The organism is Sphingorhabdus sp. SMR4y (assembly GCF_002218195.1).
GTDB lineage: Bacteria > Pseudomonadota > Alphaproteobacteria > Sphingomonadales > Sphingomonadaceae > Parasphingorhabdus.
In genome coordinates this window covers 2,067,127-2,089,377 of record NZ_CP022336.1, presented here as the reverse complement: position 1 = coordinate 2,089,377, position 22,251 = coordinate 2,067,127, and the positions used below count along the sequence as shown (strand labels likewise).

At 58.5% G+C, this 22,251-nt stretch carries 22 protein-coding genes; 13 read left to right on the top strand and 9 right to left on the bottom strand.

Annotated features, from left to right (window positions below):
• Positions 1-2: 2 nt before the first annotated feature.
• Positions 3-272: a 50S ribosomal protein L27 gene (gene rpmA / locus SPHFLASMR4Y_RS10005; protein WP_089133412.1), complete on the bottom strand. Its 270-nt coding sequence runs from the start codon at positions 270-272 to the stop codon at positions 3-5.
• A 3-nt stretch (positions 273-275) separates the two neighbouring features.
• The gene (gene rplU / locus SPHFLASMR4Y_RS10000) at positions 276-776 is read right to left on the bottom strand and encodes a 50S ribosomal protein L21 (protein WP_089133411.1); all 501 of its coding nucleotides are present in this window, start codon (positions 774-776) and stop codon (positions 276-278) included.
• Between the two features lie 217 nt (positions 777-993).
• On the opposite strand from rplU, the gene SPHFLASMR4Y_RS09990 reads away from it, so the two are divergent.
• A complete protein-coding gene (locus tag SPHFLASMR4Y_RS09990; protein ID WP_089133409.1) occupies positions 994-1,509 on the top strand; it encodes a hypothetical protein in 516 nt (171 codons plus the stop codon).
• Here SPHFLASMR4Y_RS09990 and SPHFLASMR4Y_RS09985 read toward each other — a convergent pair.
• The 4 genes from SPHFLASMR4Y_RS09985 to SPHFLASMR4Y_RS09970 form a co-directional block, all read right to left on the bottom strand.
• Positions 1,506-2,060 carry a gamma carbonic anhydrase family protein gene (locus SPHFLASMR4Y_RS09985; RefSeq protein WP_089134813.1) on the bottom strand — a complete coding sequence of 185 codons (555 nt, stop codon included), beginning with the start codon at positions 2,058-2,060 and terminating at the stop codon, positions 1,506-1,508. The genes SPHFLASMR4Y_RS09990 and SPHFLASMR4Y_RS09985 overlap by 4 nt on opposite strands.
• Positions 2,057-2,626, bottom strand: coding sequence for a GNAT family N-acetyltransferase (locus SPHFLASMR4Y_RS09980; protein ID WP_089133408.1), 570 nt, complete (start codon positions 2,624-2,626; stop codon positions 2,057-2,059). The genes SPHFLASMR4Y_RS09985 and SPHFLASMR4Y_RS09980 overlap by 4 nt, the downstream gene beginning before the upstream one ends.
• Entirely contained in the window at positions 2,619-3,620 is a 1,002-nt protein-coding gene (gene hemB / locus SPHFLASMR4Y_RS09975) for a porphobilinogen synthase (RefSeq protein WP_089133407.1), read from the bottom strand. The genes SPHFLASMR4Y_RS09980 and hemB overlap by 8 nt, the downstream gene beginning before the upstream one ends.
• Positions 3,621-3,691: 71 nt before the next feature.
• Positions 3,692-5,287: a M23 family metallopeptidase gene (locus SPHFLASMR4Y_RS09970; RefSeq protein ID WP_260806932.1), complete on the bottom strand. Its 1,596-nt coding sequence runs from the start codon at positions 5,285-5,287 to the stop codon at positions 3,692-3,694.
• A 180-nt stretch (positions 5,288-5,467) separates the two neighbouring features.
• On the opposite strand from SPHFLASMR4Y_RS09970, the gene SPHFLASMR4Y_RS09965 reads away from it, so the two are divergent.
• The 7 genes from SPHFLASMR4Y_RS09965 to SPHFLASMR4Y_RS09935 all read left to right on the top strand — a co-directional run bounded on the left by SPHFLASMR4Y_RS09965 (position 5,468) and on the right by SPHFLASMR4Y_RS09935 (position 12,109).
• Positions 5,468-8,248 carry a helicase-related protein gene (locus tag SPHFLASMR4Y_RS09965; protein ID WP_089133406.1) on the top strand — a complete coding sequence of 927 codons (2,781 nt, stop codon included), beginning with the start codon at positions 5,468-5,470 and terminating at the stop codon, positions 8,246-8,248.
• A gap of 105 nt (positions 8,249-8,353) precedes the next feature.
• Positions 8,354-8,560 carry a S4 domain-containing protein gene (locus tag SPHFLASMR4Y_RS09960; RefSeq protein WP_260807153.1) on the top strand — a complete coding sequence of 69 codons (207 nt, stop codon included), beginning with the start codon at positions 8,354-8,356 and terminating at the stop codon, positions 8,558-8,560.
• A gap of 104 nt (positions 8,561-8,664) precedes the next feature.
• Positions 8,665-9,003 carry a ferredoxin FdxA gene (gene fdxA, locus SPHFLASMR4Y_RS09955; protein WP_089133405.1) on the top strand — a complete coding sequence of 113 codons (339 nt, stop codon included), beginning with the start codon at positions 8,665-8,667 and terminating at the stop codon, positions 9,001-9,003.
• 287 nt (positions 9,004-9,290) lie between these two features.
• The gene (locus SPHFLASMR4Y_RS09950; RefSeq protein ID WP_089133404.1) at positions 9,291-9,821 is read left to right on the top strand and encodes a CarD family transcriptional regulator; all 531 of its coding nucleotides are present in this window, start codon (positions 9,291-9,293) and stop codon (positions 9,819-9,821) included.
• 150 nt (positions 9,822-9,971) lie between these two features.
• A complete protein-coding gene (locus tag SPHFLASMR4Y_RS09945) occupies positions 9,972-10,718 on the top strand; it encodes a head GIN domain-containing protein (protein ID WP_089133403.1) in 747 nt (248 codons plus the stop codon).
• A 63-nt stretch (positions 10,719-10,781) separates the two neighbouring features.
• A complete protein-coding gene (locus SPHFLASMR4Y_RS09940; protein ID WP_089133402.1) occupies positions 10,782-11,405 on the top strand; it encodes a class I SAM-dependent methyltransferase in 624 nt (207 codons plus the stop codon).
• On the top strand, positions 11,402-12,109 hold the full coding sequence (locus SPHFLASMR4Y_RS09935) for a GIN domain-containing protein (protein ID WP_089133401.1): 708 nt from the start codon (positions 11,402-11,404) through the stop codon (positions 12,107-12,109). Before SPHFLASMR4Y_RS09940 ends, SPHFLASMR4Y_RS09935 begins: the two co-directional genes overlap by 4 nt.
• 1 nt (position 12,110) lies before the next feature.
• Here SPHFLASMR4Y_RS09935 and SPHFLASMR4Y_RS09930 read toward each other — a convergent pair whose 3' ends face one another.
• Positions 12,111-12,320: a hypothetical protein gene (locus tag SPHFLASMR4Y_RS09930; RefSeq protein ID WP_089133400.1), complete on the bottom strand. Its 210-nt coding sequence runs from the start codon at positions 12,318-12,320 to the stop codon at positions 12,111-12,113.
• 163 nt (positions 12,321-12,483) lie between these two features.
• On the opposite strand from SPHFLASMR4Y_RS09930, the gene SPHFLASMR4Y_RS09925 reads away from it, so the two are divergent.
• Positions 12,484-12,687 carry a hypothetical protein gene (locus tag SPHFLASMR4Y_RS09925; RefSeq protein ID WP_089133399.1) on the top strand — a complete coding sequence of 68 codons (204 nt, stop codon included), beginning with the start codon at positions 12,484-12,486 and terminating at the stop codon, positions 12,685-12,687.
• A gap of 51 nt (positions 12,688-12,738) precedes the next feature.
• Entirely contained in the window at positions 12,739-14,097 is a 1,359-nt protein-coding gene (locus SPHFLASMR4Y_RS09920; protein WP_089133398.1) for a PQQ-dependent sugar dehydrogenase, read from the top strand.
• A gap of 1 nt (position 14,098) precedes the next feature.
• Here SPHFLASMR4Y_RS09920 and SPHFLASMR4Y_RS09915 read toward each other — a convergent pair whose 3' ends face one another.
• Both SPHFLASMR4Y_RS09915 and SPHFLASMR4Y_RS09910 read right to left on the bottom strand, forming a co-directional pair.
• Positions 14,099-14,929 (bottom strand): ATP-binding protein, encoded by an 831-nt coding sequence (locus tag SPHFLASMR4Y_RS09915; protein ID WP_089133397.1) that lies wholly within the window; start codon positions 14,927-14,929, stop codon positions 14,099-14,101.
• 2 nt (positions 14,930-14,931) lie between these two features.
• Complete coding sequence (locus SPHFLASMR4Y_RS09910) at positions 14,932-16,683, bottom strand: acyl-CoA dehydrogenase (RefSeq protein ID WP_089134810.1); 1,752 nt, start codon at positions 16,681-16,683, stop codon at positions 14,932-14,934.
• 52 nt (positions 16,684-16,735) lie between these two features.
• On the opposite strand from SPHFLASMR4Y_RS09910, the gene SPHFLASMR4Y_RS09905 reads away from it, so the two are divergent.
• The 3 genes from SPHFLASMR4Y_RS09905 to SPHFLASMR4Y_RS09895 all read left to right on the top strand — a co-directional run bounded on the left by SPHFLASMR4Y_RS09905 (position 16,736) and on the right by SPHFLASMR4Y_RS09895 (position 22,249).
• A complete protein-coding gene (locus SPHFLASMR4Y_RS09905; protein WP_089133396.1) occupies positions 16,736-17,695 on the top strand; it encodes an L-threonylcarbamoyladenylate synthase in 960 nt (319 codons plus the stop codon).
• Between the two features lie 387 nt (positions 17,696-18,082).
• On the top strand, positions 18,083-19,135 hold the full coding sequence (locus SPHFLASMR4Y_RS09900; protein ID WP_089133395.1) for an efflux RND transporter periplasmic adaptor subunit: 1,053 nt from the start codon (positions 18,083-18,085) through the stop codon (positions 19,133-19,135).
• A gap of 36 nt (positions 19,136-19,171) precedes the next feature.
• Positions 19,172-22,249, top strand: coding sequence for an efflux RND transporter permease subunit (locus SPHFLASMR4Y_RS09895; RefSeq protein WP_089133394.1), 3,078 nt, complete (start codon positions 19,172-19,174; stop codon positions 22,247-22,249).
• The last annotated feature ends 2 nt before the right edge of the window (positions 22,250-22,251 follow it).

The following is a 22,251-nucleotide window of genomic DNA, read 5'->3' as shown; positions in this document are numbered from 1 at the left end:
GGTTATTCTGCGGCTTCTGCCATGGCGTCGACGGACACATATTTGCGACCGAGCTTGCCCTTGTGGAATTCCACCTTGCCGTCAATGAGCGCAAACAATGTGTGGTCCTTGCCCATGCCGACATTGCGACCCGCGTGGGTCTTCGTTCCGCGCTGGCGGATGATGATGTTACCGGCGACAACAGCTTCGCTGCCGAATTTTTTTACGCCCAGGCGACGGCCTTCTGAATCGCGCCCGTTGCGGGATGAACCACCTGCTTTTTTATGTGCCATGGTTTAGTCCTCTTTCTTCGCAGCCGGCTTTTTGGCGGCTGGCTTCTTTGCTGGAGCCTTCTTGGCCGCAGCTGGTTTGGTTTCGGTCTTTGCAGCAGCCTTTTTCGCTGGTGCTTTCTTGGCCGGAGCAGCCTTTGCTTCCGCGGCAGGCTTGTCTTCAGCCGGAGCAGCTTCCTTTTTGGCAGCGGCTTTCTTCGGTGCTTTTTCAGAACCGATCGCGCTGATTTTCAGCACGGTATGCTGCTGGCGATGGCCGTTTTTGCGGCGGTAATTATGCCGGCGGCGCTTCTTGAAGATGATGACCTTCTCGCCTTTTTCCTGGGCGACGATCTCGGCGGCAACGGTCAGACCCTTGACGTCCTTGATGTCGTCACCGTCACCGGCAAGCAGAACGTCGTCGAGTGTTACCGAATCACCAGCTTCACCAGCTAATTTTTCGACTGCGATAATATCTCCTGCGGCAACCCGATATTGTTTGCCGCCGGTGCGCACAATTGCGAACATGGCTATTTTCCGTTTCAAATTTATGGTTCCAGCGCACAAGGCCGTTAACGCGAGTCTCTCGGCTCACGCTGGAAAGAGTGGGCAGCTAACCGATGGGACTGGCACTGTCAACCGGCTTAAGGCGATTTTGGCTATTCAATGTGACCCGGCAATGCTCCATTTCGTGCCTGGAGATTCGCCGTTGCAGAGCGGATAAGCCTCTCGTAAAGACAGGGCAATGAAAAAACTCCCTGCTCTGGTGACGATTATCACCCTCATGCTGTCCGGGTGCGCGATGCAGGACGGCGATTTTCCTTCGCTGCTGGAGCGTCCCTATGAGAATGCCCCGGTGACGGGCGAAGCGCCTGCTCCGGCTACCGCCATTTCCGCGCTGCCAGCGGATATGCAGGCCAGGCTGGGTGCCGCAGTGGCCAGCAGCAGGGCAGCGGACATAAAATATCGGGTCAGGCTTCCGGCGGTCAAGAAACTGGTGAATGCGGCCCGCGGCGCCGCGCAATCGAGCGAGGCCTGGGTGGTCGCGCATATGGAACTGGCCGCGCTGGAAATAGAACGCAGTCCGTCGGTCGAGGCGCTGGCCGATATCGATGCGCTATACCGGGAGCAGCTCGAACAGCAAGCGGCAGCAGACGAATCGGGTGGTACCGCGATCATCGGTGCGCAACGCGACCTTGTGTTGGCGCAAGTAAACCGGCAGCAGGCCGAGATAGAGGCGATGAAGGACCTTCTGCGTTAGACCAGATCGTCGATCGCCGCCTTGTGCGCCTTGGCATTTTCCACATAGTGAGCAACGCCCATGCGCATTCCGGCAATGGCCGGCTCGGACAGGTCGCGCATATATTTGGCGGGTGACCCGGCCCACAGCTGCCCGGACGGGATTCGCTTGTTCGGGGTCAGTGTCGCGCCAGCGGCGAGCATTGCGTCGCCCTCGATCACACAGCCATCCATGACCGTCGTGCTGAGGCCGACAAAAGCACGGTCTTCCAGAGTCGCACCATGCAGCATCACCATATGACCGACCAGAACATCGTCGCCGATGATCGTCGGGTTGCCATTGGGCGTGGCGGGCGTCGCGCTGTCGCAATGGATGGTGGTGCCGTCCTGGATATTGCTGCGCGCACCGATCCGGATGAAATTCACGTCGGCGCGAATCACGCAATTATACCAGACGCTCGATTCGGGACCGATTTCGACATCGCCGATAATCTTGCAGCCCGGAGCAATGAAGGCGCTGGGGTGGATTTTCGGGCTCTTGCCGTTGAATGGCAGGATCAAGGGTCGGGTCATATTCGCGCGCTCCATTCTTTAGCGGTGATTTTGTAGACGATGGTCGGATTCAGTTCCGGGCCATAATTGGGATCGTGAAAATCCAGCTCCGGACAATGGACCATGCCCAACCGTTTCATCAAGCCCCAGCTCGGCTCGTTGCCAGCAACGGTCAGGGCGACCACATAGGGGGCGTTCCAGCGAGTGAAGGCCGCGTCCAGGCAAGCCGTTGCGGCTTCCTTTGCATAGCCTTTGCCCCATGCATCCTCGCGCAGACGCCAGCCGATTTCGTGCGCGGCGGTCAGTTTGGGTTGCGGCGCATTGACGCGTTTCAGACCGCAAAAGCCTAAAATTGCCCCGTCGGACTTGCGCTCGACGATCCAGAAAGTGTGCCCGAAATTGCGATCATAGCCTGCGATGCGCTCCATGGCCGCATCAAATTTCTCGCGATTCTGCACCCCGCCGAGCCAGCGCATCACATTGCGGGTGTTGAGATGCTCCATGAACGGTTCGATATCACTCGCGCGCCATTTGCGGAGGATCAGCCGGTCGGTTTCCAGAACGAGATCACCGGCCTTTTCAGCCATTCAGCAAACGCGCCGCATCGGCGGCGAAATAGGTAAGGATTCCGGAGCATCCCGCCCGCTTGAACGCGACCAGTTTCTCCATCATCAGCGCGTCGTGATCGCCGACGCCGGCTTCGGCACCGACCTTGATCAGCGCATATTCTCCCGACACCTGATAGGCGAAGACGGGTACGTTAAATTCCGACTTGGCGCGATAGATGATGTCGAGATAGGCGAGGCCCGGCTTGACCATGACGCTATCGGCGCCCTCGGCAATATCAAAGGCAATTTCGCGAATCGCCTCGTCGCTGTTGGCCGGATCCATCTGATAGGTTTTCTTGTCGCCTTTCAGCAGCCCTCCCGAACCCACGGCATCGCGGAACGGGCCGTAAAAGGCGCTCGCATATTTGGCCGAATAGGCCATGATCTGGACATTGTGGTGATGCGCCAGTTCCAGCACATTGCGGATTGCGCCGACACGGCCGTCCATCATGTCGGACGGTGCGATAATATCGGCTCCGGCATTGGCCTGATTGAGTGCCTGCTTGGTCAGCACGTCGAGCGTGCGGTCATTTTCGACATAGCCCTTGTCGTCGAGTAGCCCGTCCTGGCCATGGCTGGTATAGGGATCGAGCGCGACATCGGTGAGAATGCCGATGTCGTCGCCCAGCGCGTCTTTCACCGCTCTGCTGGCCCGGCACATCAGATTGTCGGGGTTGAGCGCTTCCCTGCCGTCGTCGCTACGCTTGTCCGCTGGTGTGTTGGGAAACAGGGCGAGGCAGGGAATGCCGAGGTCGCGGGCTTCTTTCGCCCGTTCAATAATACCGTCGACCGACCAGCGTGACACGCCGGGCAGGGCGGCGACCGGCTCTTCCACGCCGGAGCCTTCGGTGATGAACAGCGGCCAGATCAGATCGGATGGCGAGAGATGCGTCTCGCGGACCATGTCCCTGCTCCAGCCATAGGTACGGGTGCGGCGCAATCGGCTGTGCGGGAAAGAGGCTTTCTGTGACATGGCAAGAGGCTTAGACCAGCCGGAAGCGGCGCTCAACTCTTCTGTGAAAGTTCCGGCGACGAAAGGCCGGCCTAGCTCTTGAGCGGTTTGATCAGCCGGCTGATCTCGCGTTCGGGCTCGCTTTGAACCGAAGCGCTTTTCATCGGGGTGAGGGCTGCGCCCGGCGCTACTTTCTGCAATTCCTGCAGCGTGCCCTTGAAACGGCGCAATTCCCTGCCACCCAGTTGCGCCCGTTCGACGAATTTGACCGACCGCGGGTTGATCGCCCGGCCGCCGCGATACAGTTCATAGTGAAGGTGCGGGCCGGTCGAAAGGCCGGTCGAGCCGATATAGCCGATGATCTGGCCCTTGCGCACGCGCCGTCCGTTGCTCACCGCAATCCGGCTCATATGCGCATAGCCCGACGCCAGACCACCGCCATGTTGCAGTTTGACATAATTGCCGAAGCCGCCCTTGCGACCGGAATATATCACTGTTCCATCGGTGACCGCATAAATCGGTGCACCATAGCCGCCGCCGAAGTCCAGCCCGCTATGCATGCGCTTGTAGCGCAGGATCGGATGGCGGCGCATACCGTAATTGGAGGTGATCCGCCCGTTGGTCGGTCGCGCCAGTTCGCCGCTTGACTGGCCGACGCCCGACGCCTCGAACCAGTTGGTCCGGCCGCCGCTCTCCCATTTCAGCAATTGCGCCTTCGGCTTGCCACCGCGTTCGAGGCCGGCATAGACCAGATCACCCACTTCCACTTCGCCGGTTTCGGCACGACGGTAGGAAAGGATGATATCAAATTCGTCGGTCGCGCGTATGTCGCGCGAAACCGATAATTTGGAGCCGATGACCTGAAGATATTTCTGCACCGCATCGGCCGGTGCGCCCGCGGCGCGTGCCGAGCGATAGAGGCTCGAACCGACGGTGCCCTTGATCCGCAGCGGCGTATCATCGACCAGGATCGGTTTGCGGTTGAGCTTCAGCCGGTTGCCGTCACGCACTATTTCGAGATTGAGGTCAAAGCGGGCGCGAAACGCCAGCTGGTCGAGCGGCCGTGCCTGGTTTTTTGCCGGGCGACGTCCAAGTATCACATCAATTCTGGTGCCCGGCTTGATGTCGCCGAGCGGAACCGCTCTGCCGATCAGATCATTAGCCTGCGTGGCATCAGTGCTGGCGACCCCCGCGCGCTGCAGGACGCGGCGGAGGCTGTCGCCGCGGCCGAGCGTCGCGACCAGTTCGATCGAAGGCCGCTCGGGACTTTCCGCTAGCGGCCGGACGGCGTCGGTTGCCGCCATCCTGATGCCGGTGTCGGAGCCATAGGCCAGAGGCGCAATCATTTGCGAGCGGGCCTGATCGGCGCGATAGCCGCTCAGCGGATCGGGGCGATGTCCTGCAATCGGACCAAAATCGGGAAGGGCACTGATCGCAAAGCCGCAGAGCGCTGTCAGCGTTATCAGGCCACGGAACCAGGTCGGGCTGCCAATGTCCATGCCCAGATCGGGCACCCAGTCCAGCTCGGAGAGATATTCGCGCCATTGGGCAAATTTTTCACTGGCAGGCTTCGGTTCGGCTGACGATGCGGCAAGGGGATGTGCTGCAACGGCAGCAGCCCCCTGAACTTGCATGTTGATATCGTCGATACTCTTGAACAAACCAACCCCTTGGTGACGCAAATTCATGACTTTGCATCCTATATATGAGAAACCACTGTGCAGGAACTTGGTTAAAGTCAAATTAAGCCGGCCTACAGGCCGTTTACATGCGGTGAATCGTGTAAAATCAAGGTTATCCGGTCGGTGCCCGCGCTTTTTGTGCCAAGCCTCTTGCAACTGTGGGCCTGATCGGCTGTGGTGTCGTCAATGTCCCCGTTCTCACAGTCGTCTCTTGTCGCCGTTCTCGGCCCGACCAATACCGGCAAAACCCATCTTGCCATCGAACGCATGTGTGCCCATTCGAGCGGGATGATCGGCTTCCCGCTGCGCTTGCTGGCGCGCGAGGTCTATGACCGGGTCGTCGCGCTCAAGGGGGCCAATCGGGTTGCGCTGGTCACCGGCGAGGAAAAGATCATCCCGAAAGATGCGCAATGGTTTCTGTGCACGGCGGAAGCGATGCCGATGAACCGGGAATTTGCCTTTGTTGCGATCGACGAGGCACAAATCGGCATCGATCCCGAACGCGGCCATATTTTTACCGACCGGATGCTGCACGCGCGGGGTCGCGAGGAGACCATGATCTTGGGATCGGAAAGTCTGCGGCCGCTGATCGAGGCCTTGCTGCCAGATGCCGAAATTGTCACCCGGCCGCGGTTTTCCACTCTCAGCTATGCCGGGCCTCGCAAATTGTCCCGGCTGCCCCGGCGATCGGCGATCGTCGCCTTTTCGCTGGAAGATGTCTATGCAATCGCCGAAATGCTGCGGCGCCAGCACGGAGGGGCGGCGATCGTGATGGGCAGCCTGTCGCCCCAGACTCGCAATGCCCAGGTCAAAATGTATCAGGACGGCGAGGTCGATTATCTCGTGGCCACCGACGCAATCGGGATGGGGCTCAATCTCGATGTGACCCATGTGGCTTTTGCCGCGCTGAAGAAATTTGACGGACGCCGGCGCCGGCGGCTCACCCTGGCCGAAATCGGGCAGATCGCCGGGCGCGCCGGTCGTCACCAGAAAGACGGCAGCTTCGGCGTGCTGACCGGTCTCGCCAGTTCGGACGAACTGCAGCCCGAAGATATCGAGAATCTTGAGTCGCATCATTTCCCGAGGCTGGAATGGCTCTATTGGCGCAATGCGGAGCCGGATTTCGGTTCACTCGACCGTCTGGTCCGGTCGCTCGAAGAGGTCCCCCAGGGCCGGCGGCTGCACGCGGCACCCGAAGCGGTCGATCTCGCGGTTTTGAAGCGGCTGGCGCAGGATCAGGCAGTGGCCGATCTCGCGCGATCACCCGACAAGATCCGGTTGCTCTGGGAGGCGGCTTCGATACCGGATTTCAGAAAGGTCGGCGCCGATCACCAGGCTCGCTTTGTCGCCTCTCTCTGGCCGCATCTTGCCAGCGGGTCCGGCCGTATTCCCCACGCGAGCATGGCGCAGGAAATTGCGCGGCTGGAAAATGTCCAGGGCGATATCGCTACATTGGGCGCGCGGATCGCGGCCGCGCGCAGCTGGAGTTATATCGCGCAGAAATCCCGCTGGGTGGAACAGCCCGAAGCGATGGTTGACCGCACCCGCGCGCTGGAATCCCGGCTGAGCGACGCGATGCACAGCCAGTTGACCCAGCGTTTTGTCGACAAGCGGACACGGGTGTTGATGCGCGGTCTGCTGAAAGATATGTTGCATCAGGATGTCGTTGTCGATGACGAAGGCAAGGTCCTGGTCGAGGGACAGGAAATAGGAACACTCAAGGGCTTTCAATTTGTCGTGCCATCCGATAGCCGGAGAGAAGATCGAAAAATGCTGCTGGCTGCGGCAGAAAGATATTTGGGACGGATTATGACGGACAATGCAGACGCTCTTGCCAAGGCCCCGGACTCCGTCCTGAAGCTGGTGCCCGATGCCGCCGGACAGCCGGCGATTCTCTGGGGCGACAGCCGGCTGGCGGTTCTGGCCAAGGGCAAGACCCTGCTTCAGCCCGAGATCAGGTTCGAACGCTCGATCAAGGACATGACGCCCGAAGACAGCCAGAAGGTCATGGACCGGGTCAAGGTCTGGGTCGATGCGATGAAGGCAAAGCATTTGCAGGGGCTGGTATCCATCGACGCGCTCGCAAACGAGCAGGAAACACCGGCAGCGGTGCGTGCGCTGTTCGCGCAGATTGTCGACGCAGGGGGAATCCTCTCGCGCCGGGAAATCGACCAGGCCGTGCGCGCGCTGGACAATGACATGCGCGGCCATGCGCGCCGCGCCGGTCTTGTCTTCGGAGCGCTCGATATTTTCCATCACGCGCTGATGAAGCCCGGCGCCGTGCTCTGGCGGACGGCCCTGTTTGCGGCCTATGACGAAGAGCCGATGATCGAACAGGCACCGGACAATGCCGTGCATCTGAAGCAGGGAACATTTGCTTCTGCCGGTCACGCCGCGCGCCTCGGCTTTCGCAAGATTGCCGATGAATATGTCCGCGTCGACATGGTCGAACGACTGGTCAAGCAGGCTCATGAAGCGCGAAAGCAGGACGCGGTATTTGCTGTGGACTCGGCTCTGGCAACGTCTCTCGGGCTCTCCCAAGCCTGCCATGAAGCACTGCTCGGTCTGGCAGGGTTTGTTAAGACCAATGACAAGCCGACACCGGTCGAAACGCCTGTCGCCGCCGACACTGCATCAGATGTAGCGGATGCTGCAGAAGCCGGGACAGAAGCGGAGAAGCCCGTCGTGAGCGAAGCTCTGCAAGGCGAGGCTGAAGTGACGGAGGTCAAAACAGAGGAAAAAAGCACCGCCGCCGCGCCCGAGCCACAAGAGCAGGCAGCCGTTGTGCAATATTGGCGATGGAAAGGCATGGCTCGCAAGAAGAACCAGAACCCGTCCAGACCCCGTGAAAAGCATCAGAAAAAGAACAGGGGTGCACCGGCCAAGCGCAAACCGGAGCCGGTTCTTGCCACCGCCGGCGGTGCCTTCGCCGAGTTGGCGGCGCTCCGGGACAGCATGAAAAAATAGGATGCTGGCTTGAGCGGCAGGGCAGCGGAACGCACGTCCCCGGCACAGCCAGTGCTGCGGATCGACAAGCTGCTCTGGTATCTGCGCTTTGCCCATAACCGGGTGATGGCTCGGAAGCTGGCGGAAAAGGGGCATGTCCGGCTGAATGGGCGGCGCATCGAACGGGGTCATGTCAGGGTCCGGCAAGGCGACATTCTGACTGTTCCGCAGGGCCATGACGTACACGTGGTTAGGATCATCGTGCTGCCTGAGCGCCGCAGCAGCGCTTTGCAGGCGCAATCCTGTTACGAGATATTGCAGACTGGTAATTGAAATAGCGGTCAAACCAACTGTTGACGTGTCAGAAATTGCGCAATAGCTAGGATTAAATCTGCCGTCCTGAAATCGTGGGCCGGCATTGGGGAGTTTAAGATCAGATGACTTACGTTGTTACCGAAGACTGTATCAAATGCAAATATATGGACTGTGTGGAAGTGTGTCCGGTGGACTGCTTTTACGAAGGCGACAATATGCTGGTCATCAACCCGAGCGAGTGCATCGACTGCGGCGTTTGCGAGCCCGAATGTCCGGCCGAGGCGATTCTGCCCGATACCGAAGACGGGTTGGAAAAATGGCTTGAGATCAACACGAAATTTTCCGAAGAATGGCCGAATATCACGGTCAGCCGCGAACCGCCGGCCGATGCCGACGAATATAAGGGCATGGAAGGCAAGTTCGAGGCCTTCTTCTCGGAAAAACCCGGCGCGGGCGATTAAGGCCTGATCTCGCCGAGGCCAGCGCCCTTCGATATTGTTGCGTTGCGACGAAGCGGATCCAACAGCCGAATGCCGGAAATGGGCATTTTTGGCGATGATTAGTTGTGCAATGCAACGATAAATTGCTTTTTTGTGACGAATCTGTTAAAAGACGTGCGTAATCGGCTGAACACCCGAGGGAGTGGGTGGTGTTTGGCCGTTAAATATATGTACGAAAGGGTTATTTCGTAATTACGAAATTGGAACGCGACCAGCGTTCTTCTCCAACCAATCAAGAAAGGCTTTTTATGGCTGCGAATGTGCTGTCCTTTGATGTGGGCGATTATGTTGTTTACCCCAAACATGGTGTTGGACGGGTTATTGAACTGCAGAATGAAGAAATTGCAGGCATGCAACTCGAACTTTATGTTTTGCGCTTTGAAAAGGAACGGATGACCCTGCGGGTTCCGACCAACAAGGCAGAAGGCGTCGGCATGCGCAAATTGTCTTCCGACAAGACACTCAAGGAAGCCATGGAGACGCTGAAAGCCAAGCCCAAGGTCAAGCGGTCGATGTGGTCGCGCCGTGCGCAGGAATATGAAGCGAAGATCAATTCCGGCGATCTGGTATCAATTGCCGAGGTGACCCGCGATCTGTTCCGCGCCGATGACCAGCCGGAGCAAAGCTATTCCGAACGACAGATTTTTGAAGCGGCATCGAGCCGTCTGGCCCGCGAACTGGCCGCGATGGAAGAAACCGATGAACCGACCGCTCTGGCGAAAATTCTCGAAATTCTCAATATTGCGGCACCGCAATATTATGATGTGAAAGAAGATTGATCGCCGTACTTCCAACGTGGATCAAAATGCAAAAAAGGGCTGGCACAGAGATGTGGCAGCCCTTTTCTCATGCCTGGAAAGGCGTATTTTCCAGTTGATCTCTGCTTGATACAGGCGTATTACTAAATTAATACAGCAACGGAGGCTTGGATGAAGAAAATAGTGTTTTTGGCACCCCTATTGGCGCTTGCGGCGTGTGAAGGGTCGATTGTCGACGCCGTGGGTGATGCCGCATCCAGCGCCGGCAGCAGCTTTTCCGACGGTGCGGCCATCGGATCCGACGCCAGCAACCCGGGCGCATTTGCAGGGGTGACTCTGGCCGGACCTGATGACGTGGTATTTACCACTGCGGATGACTTCTCGATCCGGGCGGAAGGTGATTCCGATGCGGTTGAACAGCTGCGCTACAGCATTTCCGGAGACCAGATTAAAATCGGCCGGGATGGTGACGACAAATTCTGGGGCGATGCCGGCAAAGCCACGATCTATATCAGCGCGCCGTCTTTGAAGAGCGCCAAGCTTGCGGGGTCCGGGGATATGGAAGTGGATGCGATGACGGCGGATTCTGCCGAACTGAGCATCGCTGGCTCGGGCAATATCCGGGTGGCGAAGATCGATACCACGGCGCTGACTTCCAAAATCGCCGGTTCGGGCAATCTGGTCCTCGCGGGTACCGCTGGATCGATCGACGTGTCGATTGCCGGTTCCGGTGACATCAGCGGCAAGGATCTGAACGCCGAGCGTGCAAGCATTTCGGTTGCCGGCAGCGGCGATGTCGAGTTGTCCTCGGACGGATCGGTCGACGCCAAGGTCATGGGATCCGGCGATGTCCGTATCCACGGAAACGCGAAGTGCAAATCACGGGCGATGGGCTCCGGTGACATAAGCTGCGGTTGACCGCAGGCCCGACAGGATGAATTCGCTTGGCGATCCGCAGCGCCTGTGGCAGATTCGCCCGCGATGGCAAATTTATGGGAAAAATATGCGGTTCCGAGACTGATCCGCTGCGCCTGTTCGCAACCGGCGGTTATGAAGGACCGCAGCGAGATCGTGCCAAAAGCCGACGGTGACGTGCTGGAGCTTGGCTGTGGAGGCGGAATCAATCTGCAATTTTATGACCGGTCGAAGGTCAACAAGCTGACCGGCCTCGATCCATCCGCAGAATTGCTCGACTATACCCGTGATGAAGCGCGCCAACGCGGTTTCGACATGGAGATATGCGACGGCATCGGAGAAGCCATGCCCTTCGCCGATGCCAGTTTTGATACCGTGCTGACCACCTTCACTTTATGTTCGGTGCAGGATGGAAAACAGGTGCTGTCGGAAATGCGCCGTGTCTTGAAACCAGGCGGCAAAATCCTCTTCCTCGAACATGGCCGGGCCCCCGACGAGGGGCCGGAAAAATGGCAACGACGTATTGAACCGCTGTGGAAACATATCGCTGGTGGCTGCCATCTGCACCGGCCGGTGGCCAAGCTGATCGAAGCCAATGGATATAAACTCACCGGAAACGGCGGTCATTATGCGCCAAAAACCCCGCGCTGGCTGGGTTGGATGGAATTTGGCGAAGCGAGGCCGATATGAAATATATTACGATGGTGTTGATTGCGTTTGCGCTGTTGCTACCGTTTCCCGCTTCGGCGGCAGAACGAAAATTCTCGATTTTCGGATTTGAAGACATCCGGATCGGTCACGGCGTGAATGTGATGCTGGTCTCCGGCAAGGGGCCCTCGGCCCGGGCAGAGGGAGATACCCGCGAGATCCTGGACCGGGTATCATTGCAAAAAAACGGCAAGCAATTGATCGTTTCCGTGAAACCCAAATCACTGAGCGGCAATGATTATGACAGCGACGGACCAGTGACCCTCTATCTCAGCAGTTACGCGATCAGCAATATCTCGCATCTCGGCTCGGGTCAGGTGACGCTCGACAAATTGTCCGGCCGCACCCCGCGGGTGCGGCTTGGCGGCTTTGGTACTTTGCAGATTGATGAGGTGGATGCGGACCGGCTGGATCTGGCGATGACGGGTGGCGGTCAGGTGACCTTGGCCGGCAAGGTGCGCGACGCCCGGATCGAGCTGCAGGGAGCCAGCATGTTCGAAAGCCCCGAACTGACGGTTGAAAAGCTGACACTGATCCACCGCGGTCCGGCAAGCAGCCAGATGAAAGTGACACGGGAAGCGGTCATCACCAACAACGGCACCGGGCAAATCCAAATCGCCGGAAAACCCAATTGTACGGTGAGAACGGACGGGGCTGCCACGATCCTGTGCAACCCCGACCGATAGTTCAGTGTACTGTGCCGATCGACTGGTCGAGGGTCAGCAAAATACAAAGCCGTTCGACCTGCCGCCATTTGCAATAATGGAGATGATTGCCGACTGACCGGCTCTTGTCGGCGCGGTTGGCCGCTTCCAGTCCAGCTTCTTCGCCATAGCTGGAGATCAGCCGTTCGGCATCGCTGTAATGCGTGGAGTCAATGAACACGGGTAACTGCATTTATGGCTCCTTATTGGGGCGACGTCATTCGTCTTCCGCCTGCCACAAATCTCTACGGTCGATCGATGGAAATATCTTCAAAAGCTAGGGTTACCAGAGTGTTAAGCATAAGACGGGCGGGAAGCACTGGCCATTCGCTGCATTGTGGTTTAGGGCAGCGGCCATGAATCCAGAAACCCCGGAACATGCTTCCAAATCTTCCAGCAATGGCCCGAAAAACAGCAGCGGCGGCGGCGTGTTCATCGCGATTGGCGCGATTGCGGGAGCGTTTATCGGCGGCTTTATGGGGCAGCCATCGGCCGGTCTGTTGACCGGACTCGCGCTTGGAGTCCTGCTGGCGCTGCTGATCTGGTGGAAAGGCCGCTGAGCATCTCAGAGCGCGCTTGTCAGGACCATTGACGCCACCTATTATCAGCGCATGCTGAAACATATTAGAAATATCGCGATTCTGCTTGTCATTCTGGGGATCGGCGCTGGATATTATTTTACCCGCGGCGATACCGCGCGCCTGCCGCTCGAAGCCACCACAGGCGTCGAGCCCGATCTGACCCACGTACGCACGGAAAAATTTCCGACGATCAATATCGCCAAAGCCGCGCCCTGGGGGGAAGGCGAGGGACCGGTTGCGGCTGAAGGACTGGTCGTCGAACGATTTGCCGAGGGCCTGGACCATCCGCGAAGCATGTTTCGTCTGCCCAATGGGGATATTCTGGTCGCGGAGACCAACAGCCCGCCGCGAACCAACAAGGGGATTGAAGGCTGGATCATGCGCAATCTGATGAGCAAGGCGGGAGCGGGCACCGAATCGGCCAACCGTATCAGTCTGCTGCGCGACAGCGACAAGGATGGCAAAGTCGACAAGACCTTTGCCTTTCTGGAAAATCTAAATTCCCCGTTCGGCATGGCGCTGATCGAGGGCACATTATATGTTGCCAATACCGACGCGGTCTATGCCTATCCCTATGAAGATGGGGATACGAAAATCACTGCCGAGGGGCGCAAGGTTGCCAATCTCAACGCAAAGGCACCGAATAATCACTGGACCCGCGATCTGCTGGCCAGTCTGGACGGAAAATATCTTTATGTCTCGGTCGGATCGAACAGCAATATCGGCGAAAACGGGATGGACATCGAAAAACAGCGTGCTGCCATTCTGCAAGTCGAACTCGCAACCAACAAGAAGACCATATATGCCGACGGCATGCGCAATCCGGTAGGCATGGCCTATCTGCCCGGCACCGACAAATTCTATACAGTGGTGAACGAGCGAGACATGCTGGGCAGCGACATGGTGCCGGACTATCTCACCGAAGTGCGCTGGGGCGCGCATTACGGCTGGCCCTGGCATTTCTGGGGCGGGCATGTCGACCCGCGGGTCGATCCTAAAAATCTCGATCATCGGCAATATGAACGACGCCCGGACTATGCGCTGGGCGCGCATGTCGCGCCGCTTGGCCTCGCCTTTTCCCATGGGCAGGCACTGGGCAAACCCTTTGCGACCGGGGCGGTGGTCGCGCGGCACGGATCCTGGAACCGCCAGCCGTTGTCCGGCTATGATGTTGTCTATGTCAATTTCAATCAGCGTGGCGAGCCTGAAGGCAAGCCGCTCACTATATTGAGCGGTTTCGTTGACGAGGAGCAACAGGCCCGAGGTCGCCCCGCAATGGTTGCCTTTGACCAGACTGGTGCCTTGCTGGTCAGCGACGACGTCGGCGGGATCATCTGGCGGGTTTCGCGCGAGGGTGCTGCCAAAGCCGCAACCGCGACCGATCAATAAGCTAGGCCAGAAATTTTCCGGCGCGTCCGGCCAGCTCGATAATATATTGCCATGCTACCCGGCCGGAGCGGCTACCGCGCTGCTTTGCCCATAAAAGCGCATCTTCCCTATCAAATTCCAGCCCATGCGCCTCGGCATAACGGGCGATGATCGCGAGATAATCATCCTGCGAAGCGGCGTGGAAGCCCAGCCGCAAACCGAAACGGTCGGACAGCGCCAGCTGATCATCGACGGCGTCGCGGGGATTGACCGGGTCGTCCTGTTCGCTCATCTGCCGAGGGACAATATGGCGGCGATTGGAGGTAACATATAGCCGGACATTGGCCGGCCGCTGGCTGGCTCCGCCTTCCAGCATCGAACGCAATGTGCGCGGTTCGTTGCTGTCCTCGGAAAAGCCGATGTCATCGATGAAGAGCACGAAACGCCGCCTGGCAAATGCCAGCAGCTCAAACAGAGCCGGCAGCGTCTCCAGATGATCCGACGGTGCCTCGACCAGGGCAATATCTTCACCCTGCTTCTGCAGCGTCCGGATTACCGACTTGGCAAGCGCCGATTTGCCCATGCCACGCGAACCCCACAACAGTACATCATGCGCGGCATGGCCCTTTGCCAGACGCTTGCTATTGTCCAGCAGACGGGCCTTCTGTGTATCGATACCGGTCAGCAGATCGATATCGGTCGGATCGAAAGCTGCAATGGCTCTGGGGGCCGTCCCGTCCCAGATGAACGCATCGCCCGAGGAGAGATCGATCGGACTGGCGGCTGGTGGCGCCATCCGGTCGAGTGCATCGGCAATCCGTTCCAGCAGGTCCCTGGCGCCCAAGTCAGCCATGTTCAGCCAGCCAGCTCGGCGCTGCTCAGGCTATACAATATATCTGCGCCACCTTTGGCCGCCGCTTCCAAACCAAGCGCTTCGGGAACAATATGGTCGAGATAATAGCGGGTGGTAACCAGCTTGGCCTTGAGAAACACATCATTTCCACCGTCCAGTTCGGCCGAGGCAATCCGGTGCTGCTTCTTCATCAGCATGCCGCAGGTGGCGGTTGCCAGCATGGTCATGAAGGCATAGCTTCCGGCCAGCCGGTCATCGATGGAGGCGTCACCGCCCGCCATCCACTGCATGATATCGCCGCAGGCGTCAGCCAGCACCGACAGGCTCGCTTCCCCTTCGGCCTCGGCGCGAATTTCGGAAATCAGCGCAGCCATGGCCTCGCCGCCATCCAGACCCAGTTTCCGGCCGACCAGATCGGCGGCCTGAATGCCGTTGGTGCCTTCGTAAATCGGCGCGATGCGGGCATCGCGGAAATGCTGGCCAGCGCCGGTCTCCTCGATGAAACCCATGCCGCCGTGCACCTGTACACCGATCGAGGCGACTTCATTGCCGATATCCGTGCCATAGCCCTTGATCAGCGGAGTCAGGATTTCGGCGCGGGATTTGGCTCCCTCGATCCCCAGAGTGGCACGGTCGACGCTTGATGTTGCATAATAGAGAAGGGCGCGGGCCGCCTGCGTCAGGGCCTTGGACCGAAGCAGCATACGCCGGACGTCGGGATGTTCGATGATCGCCACCGGTTCCTTGTTGCCGCTACCGGCGCGGGCCGACTGGACCCGTTCCGCCGCATAATGACTGGCCTGCTGGGTCGCGCGCTCGGCGATCTGCACGCCCTGCGAGCCGACATTGATACGGGCATTGTTCATCATCGTGAACATCGCTTTCATGCCGCCAAATTCGCCACCGATCATCTCGCCGATACACTCGTCCTGCTCGCCATAGGCCATGACACAGGTAGGCGAGGCGTGAATGCCGATCTTGTGCTCGATCGAGACGCAAGTGACATCATTGGGCGCGCCGGGATTGCCGTCCGCATCCAGATGATATTTGGGCACGATGAACAGGGAAATGCCGCGCGTGCCTTCCGGCGCTCCCGGCGTGCGGGCTAGCACGAGATGGATAATATTGTCGGTCAGATCATGCTCGCCGAAGGTGATATAGATTTTCTGACCCTTGATCCGGTATTTGCCGGCATGTTCGCCCTCGGTAATCGGCTCTGCGGTCGAGCGCAGCGCGCCGACGTCGGACCCGGCCTGCGGCTCGGTCAGGTTCATTGTGCCGGTCCAGGCGCCGGAAATCAGATTGGGCAGATATCGGGCCTTCTGTTCGTCGGATCCGTGAACGTGGATCGCCTCGATCGCGCCAAAGCTGAGCATCGGGCACAGGGTGAACGCGAAATTGGCTGCGCCGCAAGTCTCGAGGATCAGTGCCGAAAGCGAGTAGGGCAGGCCCTGTCCGCCAAAATCTTCCGGTCCGTCGATCGACGCCCAGCCGCCTTCGACAAATTGTGCATAGGCGTCCTTGTAACCCTCGGGCATCGTTACGCTGCCATCGTTCCAGCGCGCGCCGACCGTGTCGCCGATCCGGTTGAGCGGGGCAAATTCGCCTGCCGCGAATTGGCCGATCCCCTCGACAATCGCCTCGACCATATCTTCGCTTGCACCGGCAAATTGGTCATGGGTCGCCAGTTCGCCGATATCGGCGATATGCTTGAGGACAAAATTCTGTTCGCGGCCAGGGGCTGTAAAAGTCATGAATTTGTTATCCGTTGTTGCCTGAATTTCCGCTGGGCTATAGCGCAGGGTCATGTCCGGCTCAAATGATCATATTGGCGGTGAAGCGCGCCGTTACGGCAAGGCGACGATTGGCGAAGCAGCGGCCCGCCTGCACGCGGGCGGACTGGTCGCAGTGCCCACTGAAACGGTTTATGGTCTGGCCGCCGATTCGACCAATGCTTCGGCCGTGGCGGAGATTTACCGGACCAAGGGCCGTCCGGATTTCAATCCCCTGATTGTGCACGTGCCGGACATGGTAGCGGCCCGGAGACTTGGACGATTGAATGACCTTGCGGCTTGTTTCGCCGAGGCGCTTTGGCCAGGGCCTCTGACACTCGTGGTTCCGAAGAGCGAAGATTGTCCGGTAGCGGCAGCCGTTACCGCCGGTTTGGACACGATCGCCCTGCGCTGTCCGGCGCATCCGGTGATGCGGGAATTGCTCGAAGTATCGGGTCTGTTTCTCGCTGCACCGTCGGCCAATCGCAGCGGCGGGATCAGCCCGACCACCGCGGATCACGTTGCGCGCAGTCTGGGGGAGAAAGCGCCGATGATATTGGATGGCGGTCCCTGTACACAGGGGATCGAATCGACAATAGTTGCGATTGCGGACGATCACTACCGGATTTTGCGACCCGGGCCGGTGACGGAAGCGCGACTGACAGAAATCGTCGGCAAACCACCGTCCGGCGAAACCAGCGGCAAAATCGAAGCCCCCGGGCAGATGTCTTCGCATTACGCGCCGTCAAAGCCGCTACGTCTCAACGCGCTATCGGCCATGACGGATGAATATCTTATCGGTTTTGGTCCCGTTTCCGGAGACCGGAATCTGTCGCCCGATGCTGACCTCGCAGAAGCCGCCAGCTATCTGTTCGCTGCACTTCACTATGCTGACGGGAGCGGCAAGCCCCGGATCGCCGTGGCACCAATTCCCGGCGAAGGTATCGGGATTGCGTTGAACGACCGGCTGATCCGCGCGGCGACCCCTGCATAAGAGACCGTGCCTATCTTGCCATGGAATACTGGTGCTGTTGCCGCCGTCTCACCTTGCCTGACTCCGTCACGTACAGCGGACCTTGGAATCGCGACTGGTGTCGCGATTGAGAATTTCCAGAGTTCTTCCTTCACCCTGATGAACAGTCTCGGGACGACGCATGTCCAACTGGCTTATACTCGGCAGACAACATCCTGATTGATCTTGCGAGAGGCACAGGAATGGCGAGCGGATGGCGGTTCTGAATACCAGGACTGACTCTTTAATAACACATTTGAAGGGCCGACTTTCCTAATCCGGCCCTTTTTGGCTCTATTTGACAATTTTCTATTGGTCCCTGCCCGATAGGGACTTAAGACAAATTGAGCAGGGGTGGTAGTGCGCGATATGACGCTTGGCAGAACGATAATATCGATTTTCAGCGGTCTGGTCCTCGCGACCGGATGCAGCGTGAGCGAACCAGAGGCAAAGCCCAGTTCAGCCGAACCGATTCCGGCAGCCGTGGCAATGGTTCAGTCGGCGAGCGATAGTGAAACCCTGAATGCTGCAGGCACTGTTCGTTTGCGCCGCGAAACGGCTTTGGGATTTACCACCGACGGTAAGGTTGCTTCCGTTCGCTATGAAGAAGGGGACCGGGTAGAGCGGGGTGCGATTCTGGCGGCTCTGGATGGCAGTATCGTTGCGGCGGATTTGAGCGCGGCGCGCGCCGAGCGCGATCGTGCAGAAGCAGAATATGATCGCGTCGAAAAACTGTTTAAAGACGGCTGGGTAACCAAGTCCCGGCTGGAACAGTCAGAAGCGGCAGCCCGCGCAGCCCGGGCGCGTGTCGAGTCTACGGAATTTGCCAGCCGCACTTCCTATATACGCGCGCCGAGCAGCGGGATTATTCTGTCGCGCAATATCGATGCGGGGCAAATTGTGTCGGCGGGTACGGCCGCAATGGTGCTGGGCGAAATCGACAAGGGATTTGTGCTACGGGTGCCGATGACCGATGCCGACGCCGCCCGTGTCAGCATCGGCATGCCGGCCAAGGTCTTGCTCTCTGCGGTGTCCGACAAGCCGCTGGATGCAGTGGTCAGCGAAAAAGACGGCCGGGCGGATGAGCGGACCGGGACGTTCGAAGTGAATTTTCTGCTCCCGACGAACGACCGCCTGCGCTCCGGGCAACTGGGTATGGTCGAAATATATGTGCCGCGCGACAGCCGAGCGACTTTTGCAATTCCCGCCAATGCGATATTTGGTGTGCGCACCGGCGAAGGTCTGGTGTTTGTTGTCGATGAAAAAGATCGGGTGAAGCAGAGAAATGTCCAGATCGGCAAATTGACCGACAAGAATCTGGAAATTCTCGGCGGATTGTCAGCAGGTGAGGTCATCGTAACCCGGGGCGTCGAGAAACTGAGGGACGGCGATTTGATAAAGCCTATCCGGCCGGCGCGATGATCATTCAATTGTTATACAGCGATTGCCGGATCTGAGATGCTTGCCCGTTTCGTGATTTCCCGATGGCAGCTCACTTCGGTCCTGTTTCTCCTGCTTGCATTGCTGGGGTTGAGCGCGCTCAGCGGAATTCCCAAGGCCGTCGATCCGCATTTCCCTATTCCTGCTGTCAATATCATCGCGATCCAGCCGGGGGCCGATGCGCAGGAAATGGAAGAGACCATTGCGAAGCCGATAGAAGATGTCGTTCAGGGACTTGACGATATTGCAAAGGTGCAATCGACGAGCACCGATGGTGGTACTGTCATTCGGGTGGAATTCAGCCAGTGGTCGGGCGATGTCGACGGATATTTCGACGACGTGGTGCGGGAAGTGTCCGCAATTCGCGATGACATGCCGGCCGCATTACAGAAACTGGAATTCCGCAAGATCCGCACGACCGAGGCCTCGGTCATGCAGGTGGCACTGGTCAGCGCAACTGCCTCGTGGCGGCGGATGGAAAAATATGCGGAAGACATGGCGGACGTATTCATGCGCAATCCCGGTGTACGGGAAGCCCGGATTTTCGGACTGCCCCAGCCTGAAGTCAGCGTCGAAGTCAAACCAGAGCGGCTTTCCGAGCTCCGGGTCCCGGCCAGCGCAATCGCTGACGCCATTCGTCAGGGTGGCGCTGACTTGCCCGGCGGCGCGGTCCAGAGCGGCGAACGCAGGCTGAACGTCGAAGCCGGCGGCGCGTTTCGCGAACTTGATACCATTCGGGGATTGCCGCTGCGGGCATCGAGCGGCTCGCTGCTGACTGTAGACGATGTTGCAGAGGTTAGATGGGGAGCAGAAGAGCAGCTTTACCGCACCCGGCACAATGGTCAGCGGGCGGTATTTCTCACGGTCACGCAAAAAGATGCGGTGGATGTCACGCGGCTGAAGAAGGATCTTGATGCCGTAATGGATCAGCAGCGGCTGGTTTTGCCTCCGGACATTGAACTGGCCATGCAGTTTGACCAGAGCCGCGACGTGAAAAGGCGATTGAATGAACTGACGCGTGACTTCACTATCGCTATTGCTTTGGTGATTTTTACGCTTTTGCCCCTTGGATTACGGTCCTCGGGCATTGTCATGATTTCCATCCCACTCTCTCTCGCCTCCGGACTGTTAGTGCTATATGCGATGGGATATAATCTCAGCCAGCTTTCAATAGCCGGTTTTATCGTGTCGCTCGGGTTGCTGGTCGATGACAGTATCGTTGTAACCGAAAATATCGCGCGCCATTTACGCATGGGTAAAACCAGAACCCAGGCGGCGATCGAAGCCTGTCTGGAAATCCGCGCAGCGGTGATCGGATCTACCGCCGTATTGGTCCTCGCCTTTGTGCCGTTACTGTTTTTGCCCAGCGGTGCTGGGGTCTACACCCGATCCTTTTTCATCGCGATTATCGCGACGGTGATTTCTTCTCTGGTCATCTCACTGTCCCTGATTCCCTTCCTCGCCAGCCGTATGTTGCGACGCGACGAGAATCCGGAAGGCAATCGGGCGTTGCGCTGGGTCAATGGCAAGATTCAGCGCTTCTACCGACCTCTCCTTCACATTGCGCTGGGCGCGCCGGTCAAGACAGTATTGATCGCCATGCTCCTGTGTCTCTCCGCCTTCGCGCTGGTGCCTAAGCTGGGTTTCTCGCTATTTCCTTTTGCCGACGCCCCCTATTTCCGGGTTTCGGTCGAAGCGGAACAAGGCAGCAGTCTTGATCGTACGGACCGGATCGTAGCGGAGGTGACCAGAATTCTGGAAAGCGAGCCGAGCATAAAGGTACGCGCAGAGAATATCGGCAACGGCAATCCCCAAGTGTATTATAATGTCGGACCACGAGCCGAGCGCATCAATTATGGGGAAGTATTGGCGGTTCTCGACGAATGGGATACTCGCGAAGGGCCGGAGATGATCGACCGGTTGCGGGCGCAGCTCGATCAGATTGCTGGCGCTCGGGTGAAGATTGAGCTCTTTCAAAATGGAACGCCGGTGGAAGCGCCGATTGTCATTCGGGTGTCCGGCCCGGAACTGGATATGCTCAAGCAATTGTCTGGCACGATTGCCGATGTCTTGCGCGAGACGCCGGGTGCCCGGGATATTGTCAATCCGGTAGAAACAGACAAGATCGACCTCGACATCGGCTTGAATGAACAGAAGGCGGCACTGCTGGATATTCCGTCCGGTGAGCCGCGGCGGGCTGTCAGGCTCGCAATCAGCGGCGAGCAGGCGGCCTATTTCCGGGATAAGGAAGGGGACAATTATCCGGTAACCGTTCGCTTCCCGTTTGAGGATAGTCTTCCGATATCCGTGTTGGACAAGATCTACGTTGCCACGCGCGCCGGCGATCCGGTTCCGTTGGCCCAGATCACGGATCCCAAGCTCACCAATGTGACCCCGCAAATCCAGCGTCATCAATTGCAAAGAACGGTCCTCGTCACGGCTCAGGTCGATTTCGGGGAAGTGCCCTCGACGGTCAACGACCGAGCGGTTGAAAAGTTACAGCAGATCGACTTCCCGGAAGGATATGAATGGTCGATCGGTGGCGAGGCCGAGGAAATTGGTGAGACCTTCGGTAATTTTGGCCCGTTGATCCTGACAGCTTTCATGCTGATTTTTGCCGTTCTGGTTGCCGAGTTCAGGCGGTTCCGGGAGACCATCGTCGTGGCGGGGGTCATCCCTCTGGGGACGTTTGGGGGTATTCTCGCCCTGTATTTCACGGGCAACTCGCTGAGCGTAATGGCGCTTATCGGCTTTATCGCGTTGATCGGAATTGAAATCAAAAACTCGATTTTGCTGGTCGATTTTACCAGCCAGTTGCGCGCGGAGGGCATGGAGTTGCGCGAAGCGATCGAGAAAGCCGGAGAGGTCCGGTTCCTGCCGGTATTGCTCACGTCGATCACGGCGATTGGCGGTTTGACACCGCTCGCGCTCTGGGGCGGGGCCCTCTATGCACCGCTGGCCGGGATCATCATCGGCGGGTTGGTCAGTTCGACCCTCTTGTCTCGCGTGGTAACACCCGCCATGTATCTTCTGGTCGCCAGACGCGATGAGGCGAGCCGGAATGCAAATGAAGGGGGCGATGCAGCCGCCCAGTAAAG